This window comes from Sinorhizobium sp. BG8, assembly GCF_016864555.1.
GTDB lineage: Bacteria > Pseudomonadota > Alphaproteobacteria > Rhizobiales > Rhizobiaceae > BG8.
The window spans coordinates 4,076,796-4,094,416 of record NZ_CP044011.1; the positions used below are offsets into that span (position 1 = coordinate 4,076,796).

Annotated in this window: 12 protein-coding genes and 1 tRNA gene; 3 read left to right on the forward strand and 10 right to left on the reverse strand. The window is 54.9% G+C overall.

Going from position 1 to position 17,621, the window contains the following annotated elements:
* Positions 1-561: 561 nt before the first annotated feature.
* The 3 genes from F3Y30_RS19055 to F3Y30_RS19065 all read left to right on the forward strand — a co-directional run bounded on the left by F3Y30_RS19055 (position 562) and on the right by F3Y30_RS19065 (position 3,021).
* Positions 562-1,551, forward strand: coding sequence for a glycosyltransferase family 4 protein (locus tag F3Y30_RS19055; protein ID WP_246752800.1), 990 nt, complete (start codon positions 562-564; stop codon positions 1,549-1,551).
* Positions 1,552-1,774: 223 nt separating this feature from the next.
* Positions 1,775-2,758 (forward strand): glycosyltransferase family A protein, encoded by a 984-nt coding sequence (locus F3Y30_RS19060; protein WP_203424245.1) that lies wholly within the window; start codon positions 1,775-1,777, stop codon positions 2,756-2,758.
* A gap of 186 nt (positions 2,759-2,944) precedes the next feature.
* A tRNA-Arg gene (locus F3Y30_RS19065) sits at positions 2,945-3,021 on the forward strand.
* On the opposite strand, the gene F3Y30_RS19070 is transcribed toward F3Y30_RS19065, so the two are convergent.
* The 10 genes from F3Y30_RS19070 to F3Y30_RS19115 all read right to left on the reverse strand — a co-directional run bounded on the left by F3Y30_RS19070 (position 2,992) and on the right by F3Y30_RS19115 (position 17,217).
* On the reverse strand, positions 2,992-4,635 hold the full coding sequence (locus F3Y30_RS19070) for a recombinase family protein (protein WP_203424246.1): 1,644 nt from the start codon (positions 4,633-4,635) through the stop codon (positions 2,992-2,994). The genes F3Y30_RS19065 and F3Y30_RS19070 overlap by 30 nt on opposite strands.
* Positions 4,636-5,327: 692 nt before the next feature.
* Positions 5,328-5,819 carry a hypothetical protein gene (locus F3Y30_RS19075; protein WP_203424247.1) on the reverse strand — a complete coding sequence of 164 codons (492 nt, stop codon included), beginning with the start codon at positions 5,817-5,819 and terminating at the stop codon, positions 5,328-5,330.
* On the reverse strand, positions 5,810-6,328 hold the full coding sequence (locus F3Y30_RS19080) for a very short patch repair endonuclease (protein ID WP_348649852.1): 519 nt from the start codon (positions 6,326-6,328) through the stop codon (positions 5,810-5,812). The genes F3Y30_RS19075 and F3Y30_RS19080 overlap by 10 nt, the downstream gene beginning before the upstream one ends.
* Positions 6,271-6,831 carry a hypothetical protein gene (locus F3Y30_RS19085; RefSeq protein ID WP_203424249.1) on the reverse strand — a complete coding sequence of 187 codons (561 nt, stop codon included), beginning with the start codon at positions 6,829-6,831 and terminating at the stop codon, positions 6,271-6,273. The genes F3Y30_RS19080 and F3Y30_RS19085 overlap by 58 nt, the downstream gene beginning before the upstream one ends.
* Positions 6,828-8,330 carry a DNA cytosine methyltransferase gene (locus tag F3Y30_RS19090; RefSeq protein ID WP_246752801.1) on the reverse strand — a complete coding sequence of 501 codons (1,503 nt, stop codon included), beginning with the start codon at positions 8,328-8,330 and terminating at the stop codon, positions 6,828-6,830. Before F3Y30_RS19090 ends, F3Y30_RS19085 begins: the two co-directional genes overlap by 4 nt.
* A gap of 88 nt (positions 8,331-8,418) precedes the next feature.
* A complete protein-coding gene (locus tag F3Y30_RS19095) occupies positions 8,419-10,158 on the reverse strand; it encodes an NERD domain-containing protein (RefSeq protein WP_203424251.1) in 1,740 nt (579 codons plus the stop codon).
* Positions 10,146-12,041, reverse strand: coding sequence for a DUF1998 domain-containing protein (locus F3Y30_RS19100; RefSeq protein WP_203424252.1), 1,896 nt, complete (start codon positions 12,039-12,041; stop codon positions 10,146-10,148). Before F3Y30_RS19100 ends, F3Y30_RS19095 begins: the two co-directional genes overlap by 13 nt.
* A gap of 1 nt (position 12,042) precedes the next feature.
* Entirely contained in the window at positions 12,043-12,891 is an 849-nt protein-coding gene (locus F3Y30_RS19105; protein WP_203424253.1) for a helicase-related protein, read from the reverse strand.
* Positions 12,845-15,238 (reverse strand): hypothetical protein, encoded by a 2,394-nt coding sequence (locus F3Y30_RS19110; RefSeq protein WP_203424254.1) that lies wholly within the window; start codon positions 15,236-15,238, stop codon positions 12,845-12,847. The genes F3Y30_RS19105 and F3Y30_RS19110 overlap by 47 nt, the downstream gene beginning before the upstream one ends.
* Positions 15,238-17,217: a UvrD-helicase domain-containing protein gene (locus F3Y30_RS19115; protein ID WP_203424255.1), complete on the reverse strand. Its 1,980-nt coding sequence runs from the start codon at positions 17,215-17,217 to the stop codon at positions 15,238-15,240. Before F3Y30_RS19115 ends, F3Y30_RS19110 begins: the two co-directional genes overlap by 1 nt.
* Between the last annotated feature and the right edge of the window lie 404 nt (positions 17,218-17,621).

Here is a 17,621-nt window from a genome sequence, read left to right on the forward strand (position 1 = left end):
AGCCGTGGGCGTTCGCCCCTTCCCTTGACGACCGCCCCTCCGACCTTCCTGGTGATTGGATACTCGAAAGGCGTATTGAAAACGAAGCAATGCAACAAGAGGAGGTGCGAGCGCGCCTTGTCTACCCACCGACGGGTTTGCCTCGGTCAAAGGGCGGCGTTGCGGCAGCGGGCTACTGTGAGGAAAGTTTGCATCGGGTCAACATACAGGTTGAGACGCCAATGCCGGGGATCGGGCGTGGGTCGAAGACACTGTGACGGAACGACAGGCGTTGGAACCAGAAGAATTCGAGCCATGTTCTGGAGGAACTGGAACACGATGCTAGCCACCATGGTAAGTTCGGCGCGGGCTCAAATCGGCCGAAGAAGCCGCCAGGCCCGTAGCATTCTGGCTGCAGAGGGATACAGAGGGATCATCGATCGCGCGAGATCCAAGGCATCGGATTGGCTCAAACCCCAGACCGAAGCCTGGCCGGTCTTTCCCGATGACGTCCTTGCAGCTGATCTCTCCCACCCCCCCGACATCGCCGAACCTCCCCTTGAAGAAGGAGAGCAAATTACGGTGAACTGGATAATCGGTCCGGCCGGTCCTGGATCGGGCGGGCACACAACGGCATTTCGGATTCTCAACTTTCTCGAGAAGCTTGGCTACCGGAATCGTGTCTATTTCTACGATCCGTATGGCGGAGATCTCCAGTATTTCACCGATATCGCCAGGGACTACTACAAGCTGAACTGCGAGATAGCGAATGCGCGTCGGGGCATGAAGGACGCTCACGCAGTCGTCGCCACCAGCTGGGCTTCGGCCTATGCGGCCTACAATGCGAAATGCTCGGGAAAGCGGTTCTACTTCATCCAGGATTTTGAACCATTCTTCTATCCGACCAGCACGAACAGCCTGCTTGCGGAGAATACATACCGCATGGGCTTTCACGGCATTACTGCGGGCCGCTGGCTCGCCGACAAGCTCACGCGCGAATTCGGCATGAAAACCGACCACTTCCCCTTCGGTTGTGATACGGCACAGTACAGGCGCAGTGCGGGATCAGAACGGAAAGGGATCGCGTTCTACGCCAGGTCCCATACGCCGCGGCGCGCAGTGGAGCTTGGAATTCTCGCGCTCGAAATATTCGCCAAGCGGCATCCGGATGTCGAGCTGCACCTCTTCGGACAGCATCTTGGCGCCTTGCCGTTCAGGTTTACCAACCACGGCCCATCAAATCCGGCAAAGCTGAATGACATTTACAACAAGTGTTTCGCCGGCCTGTGCCTGTCGCTCACGAACGTTTCGCTGGTCCCCTATGAGATGCTCGCATGCGGATGCATACCGATTGTAAACGACGGCCCCCAAAACCGCGTCGTGCTGGAAAATGCCTTCGTTCGCTTTGCGGATCCAACGCCGATATCACTGGCACAGGAGCTGGAAGCCGTCATGGGTGCACCAGACCGGGAAGATATTTCCAGGAAGGCGGCTGAGAGCGTTACGCTCACCTCCTGGGATACAGCTGGCGCGGCCGTTGATGCGGCATTGCGCCGGGCGCTGCAGCCATGAGGCACGATCATTCGAAATCTGTGCATGGACCGGATGCCGGCGAACTCTTCCAGAAACAAAGGGCAAGTGTCCGCGACATCACCCCACCCCGCCAAGGCGCCGTTTTGCCGAACGCCTCGCCACACGACAACGACTGTTTCCCTGAACGCGTAGAACAACGCCCGGGGTGCACACACCCTGGTCCGTTGACCAAACCCGTTTGCCTATGAATTCTGGAGCGCCCATGGCTACGACAGTTGATGTGGTCATCCCCTGCTACAAGTACGGCCGCTACCTGCGGGAATGCGTCGAAAGCGTCCTTGCGCAGGAAGGCGTGGCTGTTCGCATGCTCATTCTGGACGATGCGTCCCCGGACGACTCGGCTGAAGTGGCGCAAGAGCTGGCACGCCAACATCCCGAAGTGGAATTCTGCGGCCACGCCACCAACAAGGGGCACATCGCGACCTACAACGAAGGCATCGAGTGGGCCTCGGGTGATCTCTTCCTGCTCCTGTCGGCAGACGACTATCTCCTGCCCGGCGCTTTCTCCAGGGCCGCAGAGATGATGGCGACGACCGCGGATATGAGCTTCACCTTCGGAAATGCCACGATGCTTTTCGACGACGGTTCGCGCATCGCCAGCGAACCATTCGGACGAGGCGGCACGGCGAGAACCACAGTTCTTCCCTGTGTAGACTTCCTCAAGGCAATGGAGGGCAGGAACATCGTCCCTACCCCCACCGCCGTCGTCAGGACCGAAATGCAGAAGCGTATCGGAGGCTACAGCAGCGACCTGCCGCACAGCGGCGACATGGCGATGTGGATGCGCCTCGCCGCGGAAGGCCCGGTCGGCTTCATCAATACGCCCCAGAGCGTCTACCGAATCCATTCACGCAACATGTCCCACTCCTATTCCTCTCCCCGCCTGCCCGATATTCAACAAAGACAAGCTGCGATCGAGCATTTTCTGGAGCATTGCGGAAGTAAACTGCCGACCGAGGCATTCTCGAACGCTTTGCTGTTCCACCCTCTCGGGCGGGAGGCGACCCGGCAGGCCAGCGCCGCCTTCAATGAGGGAGAGGTCGAGATTTCCCGCGAACTGTCCCGCATCGCGCGAAAGCTCTATCCCGGAATTTGGCACACCGCGCCCTGGCTTCGGCTGCAGATAAACAGGGCTGTCGGCCCGCGCGCATGGAGCGCACTCAGATCGGCCTACCGGGGAAGCTGACGGAGACTCATCGATCTGGAAATGCGCGAGCCCGGCGGATGCGCAGGATCACCAAAGGCGTGGTGGCCGAGACGTAAGCTCTCGCCAGACGACGATCTCGATCCACTTCAATTTTCCACATTGATGCGCGCACGATACTGGGCTAAGAACGCCCCATCGGACCGGCGAGTCGCCTCGCCTGCGGATGCACCCGTAGCTCAGCTGGATAGAGTGTTGGATTCCGATTCCAAAGGTCACAGGTTCGAATCCTGTCGGGTGCGCCATTTCCGTTCAAAAACGCGAACGGGGGGGCATGGCAAATTTCCGCCGGCTACCGCCTTCTCCAGACCAGCATTGATGCCGACTATTCGGATTTCTTCGTCAGCAACTTCAATACGGTGCACGACAGATCTAAAGTAAGCTTTTCGGAAAGACATCTCGCCTTCCGCTATGTTTGTTCGCATAACGGTCGCAAATTCAGAAATCGCGTCTTTTGTAATTATCGGCTGAAGGGCTACCTGCCCACGCGCTAGTTCGAGCGCCAAGGCCGTTTGCTCGTTTTGCCCTCTCAATGAAACGATACGCTCTTTCAGAATTTCATCGAGCGCAATGTCGCCTTCTTCCACCATTCGATAGACCCTAGCGAGTTTCATTTCGATCTGCTTCTTCTCATTTTGCAGCGTAGCAACACGCCCATTGGATTCAGCCGCCTTGTTGCCTCTGTTTTCCGCCACCAAAGCCAATATTTGCGCGATACGTTCTTCGTTCAGCAACCTATCTCTAAGGTGCGACGTCACTAGATCGTCGAGGGTATCCATTCGAACTGATCGCCCGGCGCAGATGTCGGTGCCAGCACGTTGATGCATCGAGCAGTTATAGTATCTGTGTACTTTCCCGTTTCTTGAGGTCCCCGTCCTTAATGTCATAGCGCCACCACATGAGGCACAGAACGCCAAGCCTCCCAAAAGGATCGTGCTTGTAACGGTTCTCGGTGGGGTAATTTTGGGTGAATTAATATGAAGCTTCCGTTGGACTTCCTCAAATTCGTCGACGCTTATGATCGCTGGTACGACAATCGTAATTTGCTCCGACTTCGGCTTCAGTTGTTTCGTTTTTGATTGTCGCCGATTGAAAATGTACTCACCAGTGTATATGCGATTCCTAAGCAACTGACTCACAGAACCTATTCCAAAATGGGCCCCTTTTCGCGTTAGGTACCCTTGGTCGTTGAGGAAACTCACTATTCTCTTAATTCCCATCGGCCCCAAACCTGCTTGTCCTTGCCGATAGAGCCGGAAAATCAAACGGACGATCTCAGCTTCAGCCTCATTCAAGACAATGTGTTTTTTAATCCGGGCACCACGACGCTCCACCTCAACTGCCGAATATCCCAAAGGCAACGGTGCTCCGTTGTAAAAACCTTGCCGCGCGTTCTCCTTCATCGACCTTAGAACGTGCTTCCCGGTCTCTTTCGACTGGTACTCGTCGAAGAGACTAATCATCTGCCTCATCATAACGTGTGCTGGATCATCCCCGAACTCCTGCGTAATCGAAACTAGGCGTACGTCGTGCTTCGAAAGCGACCGGATGTACATTTCAAGGCTAAAATGATCTCGAAATATCCGTGAATACGAATGGATCAGGATCACGTCGTAAGGCCGATCTCGATCCTTGGCCCGCTCAATCATTCGCTGGAATTCTTGACGGTTGTCATCGGTTCCAGTTGTGGCGTCACTGTACACACACACTAACAGCCAGCCCTTGTTGGCGCAGTAAGAAGAAATTTGGTTGATCTGGTCGGGGATTGACAGGTCTGACTCGGCCTGTCGTCCGGTCGAAACTCGAACGTAGGCAACAGCACGCACGACCCCAATACTCTCGATTTCATCTCCAAACATTACCGCGTCCTCCTGTGAGAATGGCAGGAACTAGAGTGCCGTTGTGTTTTTTTACGAGGCGATGGCCGGAGCAGACTGTCCAGGGCCACCAGTAGATAGTGTTCGACTGCCCCAACCTCGCCGTCGAAGACGGGTACGGCAGCATTCCAAGTGTCGACGATAATGATACATTGAGACCCAATATTGGGTTGTTCAAACGAAGCAGCCCCGATTTCGTCAATCGCTCCTTGCCTGAGCGGCGGCCGACTATCGCCTGTCAATTTCCTCATTACGCGACCTCTACTCAATACCGTGAATTGCGCTCTGCGTATTGGACAGTAAGATGCCTGCATCTCGAGGGTCGGACCTCAACCTGCTGCGAGCAATTGATGCCAACCTGAAGCCTACGTGGGAAAATGCCACTTGTGCCTGTTCCCTGCGCAGAGGGGACCACCGAAAAAGTCGCGACGTCAAGCCGGTTCGGAAAGGAGGCCGTGCGGTCGTAACTGTCAGCGTGAGCAGCCGAGATTTGACAAACGAAGGACTAAATCTTTCAGAGGAAGAATTGAGTTCTTGTTAGCCACGGAAGAAGTGGCATTAGCGTAGCGCGATAATCACGAAGAGATCACGAAAACGTGATGAAAAAGAGCCATTGTAGCGGCCAGTGCCCCGCTATTGTGTTCGCGGGTAACGACAACACGACGGAGAGGTCGCTAATATTTCTTCGCTTGCGAGAGCGCCTTGCCTGACAAACCAACATACCAGGCGTTCATACGTTTGTCCCAGCTACGGACACGGACAAACGTTTCCCAATCGAATTCGAAGATTGAATCGAGTGCCCAGTCCGGGGTTAATTTCACCACCAGCAGATATTCAAATAGCTGTCTGTCCGGATACACTGCATCCGGATAGACAGTTCCAGTCTTCTTCGCATCCAATACACCTTTGATCGAATAACGGTCGCCGCGACGCGACAAGGCATCAACATTAGCGGTATTCACCGCTGCCTCGCTAAGATTGGGACATCCTGTATTCGAGTTAAAGAACGATATAGCCAACTTTTCTGCAACTTGGCCAACGCTCAATGCTAGCTTGCGGCGCTTCATCTCTGTATGAAGCTGCGCACGAAGGCGAAGAAGGCTGACATCATCAAAGGCAGTTAGGTCTGGCAGATCGACAGATGGCACCGTGCTGACTATTCCCATTCGCCTGTGATCTCCATTCTCTTGGTATCGCCGTCTAAGAAGCTTTCGCACAGGTCCAACACCTCGCCTACCGGCCTTTTTGCGCGGCCCCTTGTTGAACATTCCCAAATTACGAGTACTCGCCACCCTTGAGCCACCAGCTCCTGAGAGTTCCGTTGATCTCGAAGCCTATTCGCTCCAATTTTTCTGATCCAGAACTCTGTGCGGCTCGCCGGCACTCGAAAAAGCGGACATGTATGGCCATGCCAGAAGCATCCATGAACGAAGAATGCCGCTTGGTGCTTAGGGAAAAGAAGATCGGGGCGACCTGGAACGTTCGGGGTATGGAGACGAAAGCGGCGACCGCGGGCATGTAGGCCGCGCCTAATTAACATCTCGGGAGCAGTATCGACTGACCGGATGCGGCTCATATTGAAGCTGCGAACGGATGGACTGTGGACGTCGGTTCGCTTCAACGCGGGCATCCAATCCCTAATGCTATAGCTGAAGCAGGACGAACCGCCACGCATGCAGGGACCGGCGGGAAAAGCTCGGCAAGAGCATCGAAACCTTGTTCCCCAAACTGAAACAGCGCAACATTATGTTGCAGAGCACCATCTGAAAGCATCGCGGCCAGACCGGCTTGAATGAAACGATGTGACCGCCGACCTACAAACGTTAGCAGGATCGGACTGGAACCATCATTGTGCTTCACCGACCGTAAAAGTGCAAAGTCACGGCTGTCCAAATCTCCGAAAATGGGAGCCTCGAACTGCCTTCCACCTAGCCTCCAGTTCTTGCCGCCTTTATTGATCCGGCGAACTTCGCGGTTGGTGATGGAGCCAAACGAAGTAATGCAATCGAAATCGCCACCGCGAGCCGCAATGACAGCCGGATCCAGCAGGCGTTCGGTGGCAGGCGTGGTAAGTGCAATAGCACGTTGGCGACTAGCAGTCGCTTTGCGATGAGCCGAGAAAAGCCCCATATCGGAGTCGGTGAGCGATCTCACGATGATGATATCTTGATCGTTCAAGTCGCAGTCCTCGACTTAATTGGATAGGCGTCAACATCTGCCACGGCTGCCGTTATTTGTTGCCTAAGGGTAGAGGCGACACGCCAAGCCAAAAGTGGTGGCACGGCATTCCCAATTTGTCGGAATGCAGGGTTCATCGTCCCTGCGAAACTGAAGCCATCCGGAAAGGACTGTAGTCTTGCAGCTTCTCGAACTGAAATTGGTCTTGCTTGACTGCTATCGTGGTGAATATGGCTATATCCATCTTTCCCAAGATGAGCGAGAAGTGTCCTGGCTGGCTGATCCGCCTCCATTTTTCTCCACTTGTTAGGGAATTTCCCAGCGTCGTAAGGAGGCACTATACTTGCCCGGAGTGAGTGCCATTCCACCGTTCCTTCTGCAACTTCCGCACCCTTGCTTTTCAATGCGGCCAACTGCTCTTCGAAGAGCTTCACCGCATACTTATGCGCTTCCGGGTACTGATCGCCTGGTTTAAGACCAGCAAAAATCCTATAGTCTCGCGGCAAGTAGCGAATGACATGGTCATAGACGGCCGCCTTCCCTTCATATCCCGGCCACCGCCGCATCGTATGGACATAGCCTGACTGCGTGGTACCACTGTAAGGAATCGCAACGTCAAAGGCCTTTCGCCCGCGCTTCAGGACACCTTCCTTCAACAAAGTTAAGGCGTTGATCGGTGGAAGATCAGATATAGCATCTCTGGTCGTAACAGCCTTCTCCAGATCCGAAGCCGGCAGCGGTGCTTCAACGTAGTGATGGCGTCCTCCCAATGCGGTCTTCGACGCCAGAAGTTTGAGTGCTACCGCTCTGGAGCCCACGTAACCCTGCGGCAGTTCTATCCAATGCGTAGGCTTTGGCAGCATGACATCGCTGGCGACTTCCCGGTGCACAGCAATCAAGAGCATTCGCTCGCGCATCTGCGGAACGCCGTAGAACGCGGCGTTAAAAAGCGAATAACTGCATACATAGCCTTTTGCCTCGAGGACTTCGGCAATTTCTTCCGCTAGATTGTGCCCACCGTGATTGAGCATGTCCGGAACGTTTTCCATCACCACAGCTAGCGGCGCGAATGCCTCTACGTATCGGAGATACTCAATGTAAAGTCGGGCTCTGCTGTCGTGCCGAAAGGCCTCCGGATGCTCAGCAATCTCCCGAAGCTTCGACCGACCCACCCGCGCAAAAGCCTGGCAAGGAGGGCCGCCAATGAGAACATCGACAGCTAACGAAACATCTCCTAACCTCAATTCTTCCGCGAGCTTCGACGGCGGGGTGCAAGTAATGTCACGTGGTACGGCGTGTTGCCATTCTCCCGGATGGAAGTTGTTTCCGTGGGACTGTGCAGCGTTAGCATCGAACTCCACTGCCGCCACGACGTCATATCCAGCGCGCTTGAAACCTAAGGAAAAACCGCCGCACCCAGCGAATAGGTCAAGGACTCGCGGCGCTCTCCCCCCACCCCTAAGCCGTTGGATCTTCTGGAGAATTGGTCGGACGTCCATTATCAAGCCTTTAGTCTAAAGCACGGATCGTCGCCGTCCGTATACATGGAGACGCACAGATCAGAGCGAGCGTCACCAGTGTTCCATCTCAAGCAATTCGTCCTTTCAGCCGCATACCAAAAGCTTCTGCCTGGCGTTCATAGGCGCGATTCGCCGACGAAGGTAAGAAAACATATAGCAGACACCGAGCTCTCGACAGACCAGCATAGTGCAACATCGACCACCTATCCTGCCCTGTTTCATCCATATCCACTGCTATCACAGTCTGCCGTTCAAGCCCTTTGAACGCATGCATGGTACTGAACAGGATCTCGCCGCTTTTCGGCTGACCCACGCTGACCGGATCAAAGAGCCGTCGTCCGGCCAACTCGCGTTTTCCAGCGAGTAGCGAATTCTGGTGCTTTCTCGTTGAAAGGATTGCGATATCTTCAGGGCGTACATCAGAGCTGACTAGGTCTCGTAAGAGCTTCTCAAGCGAAGCAAGGGCGTCCTCACGATCGGAGTAATATCTGATCTCTGCTTCAGGTCCATCTGGCGCACCTGCAACGGCTAGATCGACGCCGGACACAATCGACGCCTGTACCGCAACTTGGCGTGTATTCCTACAATTCTCGAACAGATCGTCGAAAGCGGGAGCCCCTTCGGCCAGCCGGCCATCAACTTGTGCCGCGATATCGCCCTTATAAATATTCTGTTGTGGGTCTAAAAAAAAGTGCCACCGGCCTCGGCGGAGACCTTCCTTGAGAAGTAGATCGAGAACGTCCAAATGCTGAGGCGTCAATATGTCCTGCGCCTCGTCTACAACCAGGACATCCCAACTATCGTATGGCTTTTCACACAGAGCCTCGGCGGCAATATCTGGAAAACGGGTCGAGAAAAAATCGAGGCTAGCCTCATCTTCACTCTCCAGCTTATGAAGCAGCCCGGCACGCTCAATGATGTCGCGATACAATGCATGAACATGCCTCGCTTCGAGTGAGCCCAAGGGCAGATCTGCCCCGGCACCGCCCCGAACATGCGCTGCAAGTAGCTGGTTGAAACACAGATACAGCACCCGGTGTCCTTCGGACGCGAGCTGGCGGCAGCGATCAATCGCGATCACAGATTTTCCAGTGCCAGCCGCTCCCCTCACCACTGTGCGAGGGTTCGCAGCCATGCGTCGGGACGCACGAATTTGTTCATTGGTGAGATGCACCAATCTCGACTCGACGCCGGTTAGATAGCTGCCGATACTCAAAGCAGTTTCCAGATCCGGACGCAGGATCTGACGTGCTTCTCGGAGCTCTGTTGGCGTTAGGCCGCGGTAGGCCTGACCATGTTTCTTAAACAGCTCCGCGGACCAATATTTTTCAAGGGAATGTATGTAAGAGCTTAGGGACTGTCGAAAGCGCCGCCGATCGAGCAGAACATCCTGCAATATTTCTGCACCGGATGCGGTAAAGGTCGTATACGGCATAACAACACCGTACCCGAAAAGCACCTGACGAAAAGCAGAATTGGCTGATCGAAGTCGATCTCGAATAGCTCCCAACGCACCCATAGCCTGAGACCACGGGCTCTCCCGCTTTGAATAGCTGTTAAAGTCTCCGCCGAAACTCCAGACGCCATTGGTGCAATCAACGGTTCCGCCCTTTACCTCTAGCGCGAAAACGCCGGCAGTCGATAGGACAACGATATCAGCCTCACCCCAGATCTTCGAACCATGGGTCGGCAAGCCAAGAGAATGTAAAACGATCCAGTCTTCAGGAAGCTCTCGACCAAGCCTCTCATAGACATGACGCTCGCTGTTCGGGCAGTTCTTGGGAACGTCGGGAATTAAGATAGCCACAGTTCATCCTCGGCAACACGCCCGAAATATCCGGAAAAGGTGTTTTCGATATCGCCGATGAGCACCGCGCGATCCAGCTCTCTGTTGAACTTCTCACACGCCGTCTCCGGAAGAAGTAGACAGCAGTGACACGCGGCACCGCTAACACGATCTCCGGATTGCTTAGGGTCAGTCTCAAGGCAAACCGGATCACTGCCACACCAGCCAGCACTGCGGAGTGTGCGAAAGACAATCGGCTCGAGCAACTCGGGCGCAGCGAGGCGAACCAAGCCCCCCAAGCTTCCCTCAGAGTCCGGGGATCCGGTATAAACAAGAACCCCATTCATTGCAGCACGGTCAGCGGTAGCTTCAGATACATATAATCGCTCGCGAAGAGCCGACGCTGAATACCCGCACTCTATGCTTATTTGCCGAATGAAGGCATGGGAGAACGAATGTACCAACAGGAGTCTCGGCGTCACCGTGTATTCACGAGTATAACCTCGTTGGTGGGCCAAATGGCTGCTTCTCTCTTCAAGAACTGCCGCCCTACTACTCAGGGCAGGGTTCTTTTCGATCCAATCGTCTATTGCCTCCGTCCTAAACCTCAGAAAAATCCCTTCACCACGAATTTCGGCGGCAGGCAGCCAGTTTCTGGGCGTCTTGGACAGAGGCGAAACAAATCCGTCCCTAATAGCCTGGGCCACACGCTCAGCACTCACTGGATATGGCTCGATCCGGGAGAAGCCAGCTAAGGCGCGCACTTCCCGCAATCGAGAAGCCGCGCCGACCTTGTCGAACCAAGCGTGCAATGACCTCGGTGGCTCAAGGGCATGATTTCTGAATTGAGGAACAACTCCCCCGATGACCGGATCCTCGCGATCCTCGGACAATGCTTCGTATTCCTCCGCACGAGCAAGGTACTCAGTTAGAGACGTACTCCGGGTCTCGATCCCGCGTAGCTGTCGATACGCCGCCAAAAGGGAGTCGACGGAAACGCCGTGCTGAAGTGCTACGCCGCTCAGTACAGCAGGAAGTGTCGCTTCCGGAACGCCGTCCAGAAATGGGCGAATCTCTTGAACGATTAAACTGACTGCTTCAGAGGCAGGCGGGATTGATAAGCTTGAGCAGACAACTCCAAAATGCACATTCGAAGCGCCGCGCTGTAACGTGCGAACGGCTTGGTCGCAATCCTCCTCACGATCGTAGAGCCACGGTCTGAAGCCTGTGCAATTGAAAGCGGACAACGCATCGGGACTGAATGCCTCACCCAGTGAACTCCGCGTGGGCTTCCCTTCTATGCTGCAAGCGTTGCAAGTAACATGCAGATCGGCAAGCGATGCGGAACGACCGTAAGACCCAAGGTAAAGACTTGGCGCATCGCAAATGCCGTCAGGCCTTTCCTTATGCGCCCACCATTCCCAGGGAAAGTCACTAATGTGGCCATGCCGGCATGCCGTCACGAAGCGTACCGGCGTAGTGTATACAGTCGCTTGATGAGCAAGACATACAAGCCTGCCGCCGTCTGCAGCAAGCTCGAATGGCGAGCCTTGCTTGCCTATGCGATGGCACCGGGGGCATTCGTGCCACTCGGGAAAACGCATAGCTGGCGCCGCGCTCCGGGCACGCACTTGGTTCGTCCCTGGAATATCTTCTTTGACCGGACCCAATCTGAAATGCGAAACGCCGAGCATAGCCTGAAGCCGCGGTTCACCTATGCTCAAGGAAGGCAAACCCGTTGCCCGCTCCCAATCCTCGAGCCCCATCGGCATAAAAGAACCTTTTTCTAGGTCGATTATCGCTCCTATCCCAAACGTCGACGTCAACTGGGACCTTCTAACCGCTCCGAGGGGCTCGATGGCATCGGTGGTCATGGTTGCTGGGCTTCGTGTTGCTCTGGCCATGTCAAGACTTTCTTATCAGTCTAAGGGCAAATGCTGTGGACGGTTCGACCTCGCGCATCGAATTGGGCGTCGGCCAAGCCAAACGACCTGGTCGCCCGCCTTCCTCAGCGGAGGTCATTAAATGCGGACGCGTGGCACCGAAGGGAGCTTTTATCTCCCAGTAGAGAAGGTCCTGGCGAGACGAGCGCGCATCTCGGCTGCGCTGTGCCCATTCTCGAGCTATCGCTTCGAGATCCTCAGCGGTTTCGTCTCCCTCAATTTCGCCGGAGCAAGAGCGGGCTCTTTCCTGCAGCTCACGGAGGATTCGTTTCACTTCTTGCGTTGATGGATCAAAAGCCTTGGCATCCGGATCGTATTGCATTCCTGATGCAAGGTGACGGACGGCACTTGCAAAAACGGCGTGAAGAGCCTTGTCTCGAGCGCGCGGTGCCCATGGTGTAACGCTAGTGGCCTCGACACTTCGATATAGCGCACCGTGATAGGTGAGGAAGTGTTCAAAATGGGAGACGTCGCGCGGGCGCCCGAAATTGTACAACGTCAAAACCAGACCGTCTAAGCCACGGCCGACGCGGCTGCTGGCTTGAATATATTCAGCCGTAGATTTCGGCTGGCCGTTCACAAGCATTAGTCCGAGCCGGGGCACATCGACCCCGACAGAGATCATATTGGATGCCAGCACGGAATCGCGAGGTTGTGGACCAAAGGGATCGTTGAGGCCCTGCACTAATCCCACGCCCAGTTGAGTGAGATACTCTGGCAGTCCCCTAGATGGCACGCGGCTACTCAATTCAATTGGATCGGCTTCAAGTGTTCTCCGCGCTCCTCCCATGCGGCTTGCAAGAAAGGTCATTTGCCGGGGATGTCGTCCTGCAAGAGTGCATGCGCTCCTCCGAGCTCTCGCAAACTGTTGAAATATAGCACCGTTGTCCAATATGGATCGAGGAGAACAGGATCAGCACCGTCTTGTCGCAAGGATTCGGCTGCTTGCAGCAGCGCGGCTGCAACAGCTTGGAGCGCGAACTTCGGGCTTCGGCCGGCTGAGGTGAGACCAACGTAAACACGATCGGCTCCTTCGTCATCTCGATACGCGAAAAAGGAGTCCGAAGCCTTGAATCCCGACGGCGGGAACTGCAGAACATTGCGATCAAACAACGCCCGAACTTGGCGAGCCGCCTGCCCAATTGTTGCTGTCGACCCGATGACCTTCGGCCTGATATCGTGACTGGTAGACAACAAGTCCACGACAGCCTCATATAGTCCAGCCATAGACCCAAGGGGCCGGAAATCAGATGAAGCTCGTCCTGTATGATGAGGCCCGGCGGAACACTATCATCGATACCAAAGAGCGTTCTGAGGTCCCTACGCCTCGGGAGCTGTGCGAATTTGTCGACTGTCCCAATCAAAAGACTCGTTGGAGAGAGGTAGATAAAATCGTCTACCGTAATCACTGGCAGAGGATCGCTCTGTGTCTGGCAGGATGCGTTGCTGCACCTAATGTCAATCGCAGACGAATCTGGGCGCATAGAGTAGTTCGAAGGCGTCAAATCGCTGCCGCAGACGGGGCAGTTTAAAAGTTGACATGGCGTCGAACGCGGCTTCTGTCCATCGCGTTCGGCCTGCAGTGCATCGCGAGCGTCAGAAACTCGATTTGGGGTCGCATCGCCTCCAACATAGAGGCCCAAAGATATGGCAGCCTCGCCTAGATCAATGTGCTCTTTTCGAATGCTATCGCACGCGCATATGAGTGAGGCAGCACGTTGGAACTGCTGTACTGTCAACAGTCGCAGCGTGTATCGCATCAAGACATCTACACCGCCCTTCTGCCGTCGCGTATTCGCCGTTAGACGGCGTAGAAAAATCTGGAAAGCGGTAAGGCCCAAGTAGGCTTCGGTCTTACCACCGCCAGTGGGAAACCAAAGAAGATCGACCGTCGTTCGGTCGTCATGTTGCGGCTCAACTAGGGTTGGAATGACAAGCAAAATGTAGGCAAGCTGAAACGGTCGCCATATGAGGGGGCCCTTCCGGTCGCCTTTTGCATCGAACCTCGCTTGGCGATCCATAGCTAAATTCGCTAACGCAAAAGCCCTCCAGGCGTCGTCAGATTCAGTAAGGACTCGAACACCCTGTTCGATCCTACGTGCAGCGGTTCTGCATTGCTCCAGGTTTATTTCTGCAGCCGCCTGAAGCGACGCTTCAATCCCATCTTTCTTGGAAGCGAGTTCTTCAGCTATCCAATGCTGATATGCATTGGCGAACCTCGCCAAGGCGGCAACAACCTCTCCCCTGGCTTCAAAACGAGACAACCACTCTGCACGAAATGCTGAAGGGTATGTTCGATGAAATTCGATGAGCTCAGGGTGTCCGGATGGATCCATGCCCTTCACTATAGCTGCAGGCATCCACGACGTCCTCACGACAGCAATACGCTGATCGATAGGCAGCTCCCAAGTTGCCGCTACGCCGTGCCCGACCGCATACTCAACCACATCTTTGTACAGCAGAGCCGAGGAAAGCGCGTCAGGATCAGACCCCTGTGGTGGGAGAGCTGGACGAGGCTGGATCGCGCCTTGGCCGTTCGGAGTTACAGCTTTGACCTCCAATCCCGATTGGAACAGGCATCGCTCATCACGGAGGCGTTGATCATCATCGCTTGACCGGTTGATCATAGTGATCGTCAAGACCTGGAGGGCACCGCTAACTCTACGGCGCACATGAATTTCCATATCCTGATCAACAAATGTGGCTCCATCAGAACCTATGAATTCGTTGGTGCGCCAAGTCGCAGGTTCGCGTCCGGAAAGCTCGATTCGGTAGTCCAGCTTCTGGCGGCGCCAATGTCGAACTGGCCGGCCACCACCTGCGGGCTCACGTTCGATCGGAACATACCGCGAGGTGTCGAGTGTTGACACAACAATCGTGGCCTCGACGCTAGCTGCAAATGTAAGGCCCAGCGAGCACGGCCTGACGGCTCTATAGCCAGGAACACCAACATCGGTGTCTCCATCATCCGAACTTGAGGCCCCATCGTCTTGATCGTCTTCAATCTGATCCAGCAACTCGCCTTCAGGCCACAGGATACCACTCAGATAAGTATCGGCCGGAGGAGAACGAATGATCTCATCATCGTCCAAAGGCCCTACCAACAAACCCGTAACTCGATGCAAAAGTTCGGCACGGATGGAACGGTGTTGCGTCATCAACGATTACCTTTAACGGTTTTAAAGTCGCCGGTTCCAAATAGGCTCACGCCCAGCCACAATCGGCTGCTGCGCTCAGGCTCCTCTAATGTTCGGTCACCAAGATCTGTAATGGTTCCAACGCTAGAAATGCGCAGGTTCAGTATCCTGTAAGGCAAGGCGTAGCCCTTATCGTGGAGAGCCTGCAGCAAATCGTAGGTCAACTGCGGCGAGGTCCGGCCGATCCGTCGACCAGGGCGATTTCCATTTTGAAGGTGTATGTCCCAATGGGCTTTTCCGCTCTGGACGACTTTGCAAAGCATCACTTTGTGGCCCGCAAGCATCCGTGCGTTTTTAAGAAGGAAATCTTGGTTCTCTTCGATTTCTTGGAGACCAAGATGTAGGCTTGGATCCACGAAGCCATAGGGATCGACATCGCCTCTCAGACCGATTTCGATGTTCATCCAGCCATTCCACCAAAAGCATAACCTCTCACGTCCATTGCTGAACTCTCTAGGAGTTGGGCTTCGGTAAAGGGCGTCGCCACCCAGCCGGTTGAGCTCTGTCCCCGCTCTGGAAATCGCAACAAAGCCAATATTCGCCTCTTCCTCAGAGCTTTCACTCTCCTCAGCGCCTTCGTTGTGGGTCGCGTTCAAAATCGTGACGATGTCGAATTCCATGCCTTTCGACTGGTGTATCGTCGTGACGAGCACGCCTTCGTCGAACACGTTCTGGTCGTCGGGAAATGCGTCGGGCCACCCGATACGGTTCCGGAGAGCGGACAGTTGAATGGAGCTGGCATCGTCTGGCTCGCCTGATGCAAGCGAAAGGCGCGCCCACGCGACCTCTTCTGTCGGCAAGCTCAAGGCAATCCGTGTTTCATCGTCCCAAAGGTTGTGAAGATGGGAATAGATCCTCGAAAACTGCGACCGGGTGATATCCGGAGATCTCACCTTCCGTAGAAGTGCGCCAATCCATGCGGGGGGCAAGGAAGCATAATTCCCGGCATGGAGCCTGACAGGCGACGTCGGCCCCTCAACGCGATTACCTAGCACCCTCTGCATAACACGCAGAGCTTCGCCGTTGGTCCTTGTCAGAATCGCATGCGTTCCTGGACCACTTTGAGTGACGGTTTGCTCATCCTGGAATGACGTCGATGGAGGAAGCTGCGCAATTGCTTCACGTACATACAGCAGTTTCTCTTCATCAGGGCGATCACCCAGCAAGACTGATCGAACTTTTGCTGATAGCTCCGCAAGCGCAGGCTTTGCTCGATAATTGTGTCGTAGAACCTTATGTTGCAGCTCACCGCTATAAGTTTCCCGGATGCGTCGCCAATAGACGGAAGCACTCGCGTCGCTTTGCCCGGCACCCACAGCAAAGCCATAAATTGCCTGCGCGGGATCACCGAGGACGGTGAAGCCACATTCTGCCGCACCGTTTGGCGCCATTAAGCCCAGCAAGCTAAGGACTAACTCCCCCCGGATGCCGGGCATGTCCTGGAATTCATCGACTATTATGTGGCGGCGCTCGCCAATAAAGTTGCGCACCTCGTCTCGTCTCGGTCCTTGGATCAACGTTACGAGTTCGGCAATGTTTTGGTCGTAGTGGCGAGACAAAAGAAGGGTTGGCGAATATCCCATGAGCCGGAGTATACGAAACGTCCACGAATCAAACGTTCTAAGCGAAACGTGTCGAAGCTGCTCGAGCGTCCTGAGATTCGTCTGCGAAATAAGGGATATCCGCCGCGTCAGAGTGCGAACGGCACTCCTTGAGAAACTCAATACGAAAACCTGACCTGGCGACAATGAAGAGTTGACTAGATGACTAAGTCGACGCGCTGCCAGCTCGGTCTTGCCGGTACCCGGTCCCGCCTCAACGAGGATCCGCGCCGTCGCATCTGCCGCGATGATCTGCGCACGATCCAAACTATCATCGGGTTGTTCAAAGTCCTGCTCGAATCCTTGATCCCCGGGGTTCTTTTTTGCTGTCTCAACCATGATTCCCGCCCGCCTCATTGATATTGAAAATCGGCGGGAATTCAAGAAGCGGTTGTATTACAGGTGTTCGACTTGCACGAGGAGTGCAAATAGGCATCAATTACTAGAGCGCGGTGCCGTGGCTCTCAAAAAAATAGAGGATTCGCAGCTACGTTTCCGGACACCTATTCGGCGGTTTCCCTTTCTTCAGAGTTTTCCTTGGTTTCCCTTGTGAGACGATTTTGCGTCCGACTTTGGCCGCCTCGAAACCGTGCTTTGACAAAGCGTCGCCGAGAGTTTCTTTGCTGACCGCTGCTTTCCCCAAGGGGCCATGCTCGCCGGCATTCCCATCGTCCTTCGCATTGTGTGACATGCTCCTCTTTTCCTGACATTCTGTTATGGCGGCAACGATTCCACGGCTGCAC

Bases quoted from the DNA above. Each gene is read 5' to 3' on its own strand.
- F3Y30_RS19105 (WP_203424253.1), bottom strand. From the start codon at position 12,891: ATGACCTTTCTTGCAAGCCGCATGGGAGGAGCGCGGAGAACACTTGAA.
- F3Y30_RS19060 (WP_203424245.1), top strand. From the start codon at position 1,775: ATGGCTACGACAGTTGATGTGGTCATCCCCTGCTACAAGTACGGCCGC.
- F3Y30_RS19075 (WP_203424247.1), bottom strand. From the start codon at position 5,819: ATGGGAATAGTCAGCACGGTGCCATCTGTCGATCTGCCAGACCTAACT.
- F3Y30_RS19115 (WP_203424255.1), bottom strand. From the start codon at position 17,217: ATGGTTGAGACAGCAAAAAAGAACCCCGGGGATCAAGGATTCGAGCAG.
- F3Y30_RS19080 (WP_348649852.1), bottom strand. From the start codon at position 6,328: ATGCGTGGCGGTTCGTCCTGCTTCAGCTATAGCATTAGGGATTGGATG.
- F3Y30_RS19100 (WP_203424252.1), bottom strand. From the start codon at position 12,041: ATGGCCAGAGCAACACGAAGCCCAGCAACCATGACCACCGATGCCATC.
- F3Y30_RS19110 (WP_203424254.1), bottom strand. From the start codon at position 15,238: ATGACGCAACACCGTTCCATCCGTGCCGAACTTTTGCATCGAGTTACG.
- F3Y30_RS19070 (WP_203424246.1), bottom strand. From the start codon at position 4,635: ATGTTTGGAGATGAAATCGAGAGTATTGGGGTCGTGCGTGCTGTTGCC.
- F3Y30_RS19090 (WP_246752801.1), bottom strand. From the start codon at position 8,330: ATGGACGTCCGACCAATTCTCCAGAAGATCCAACGGCTTAGGGGTGGG.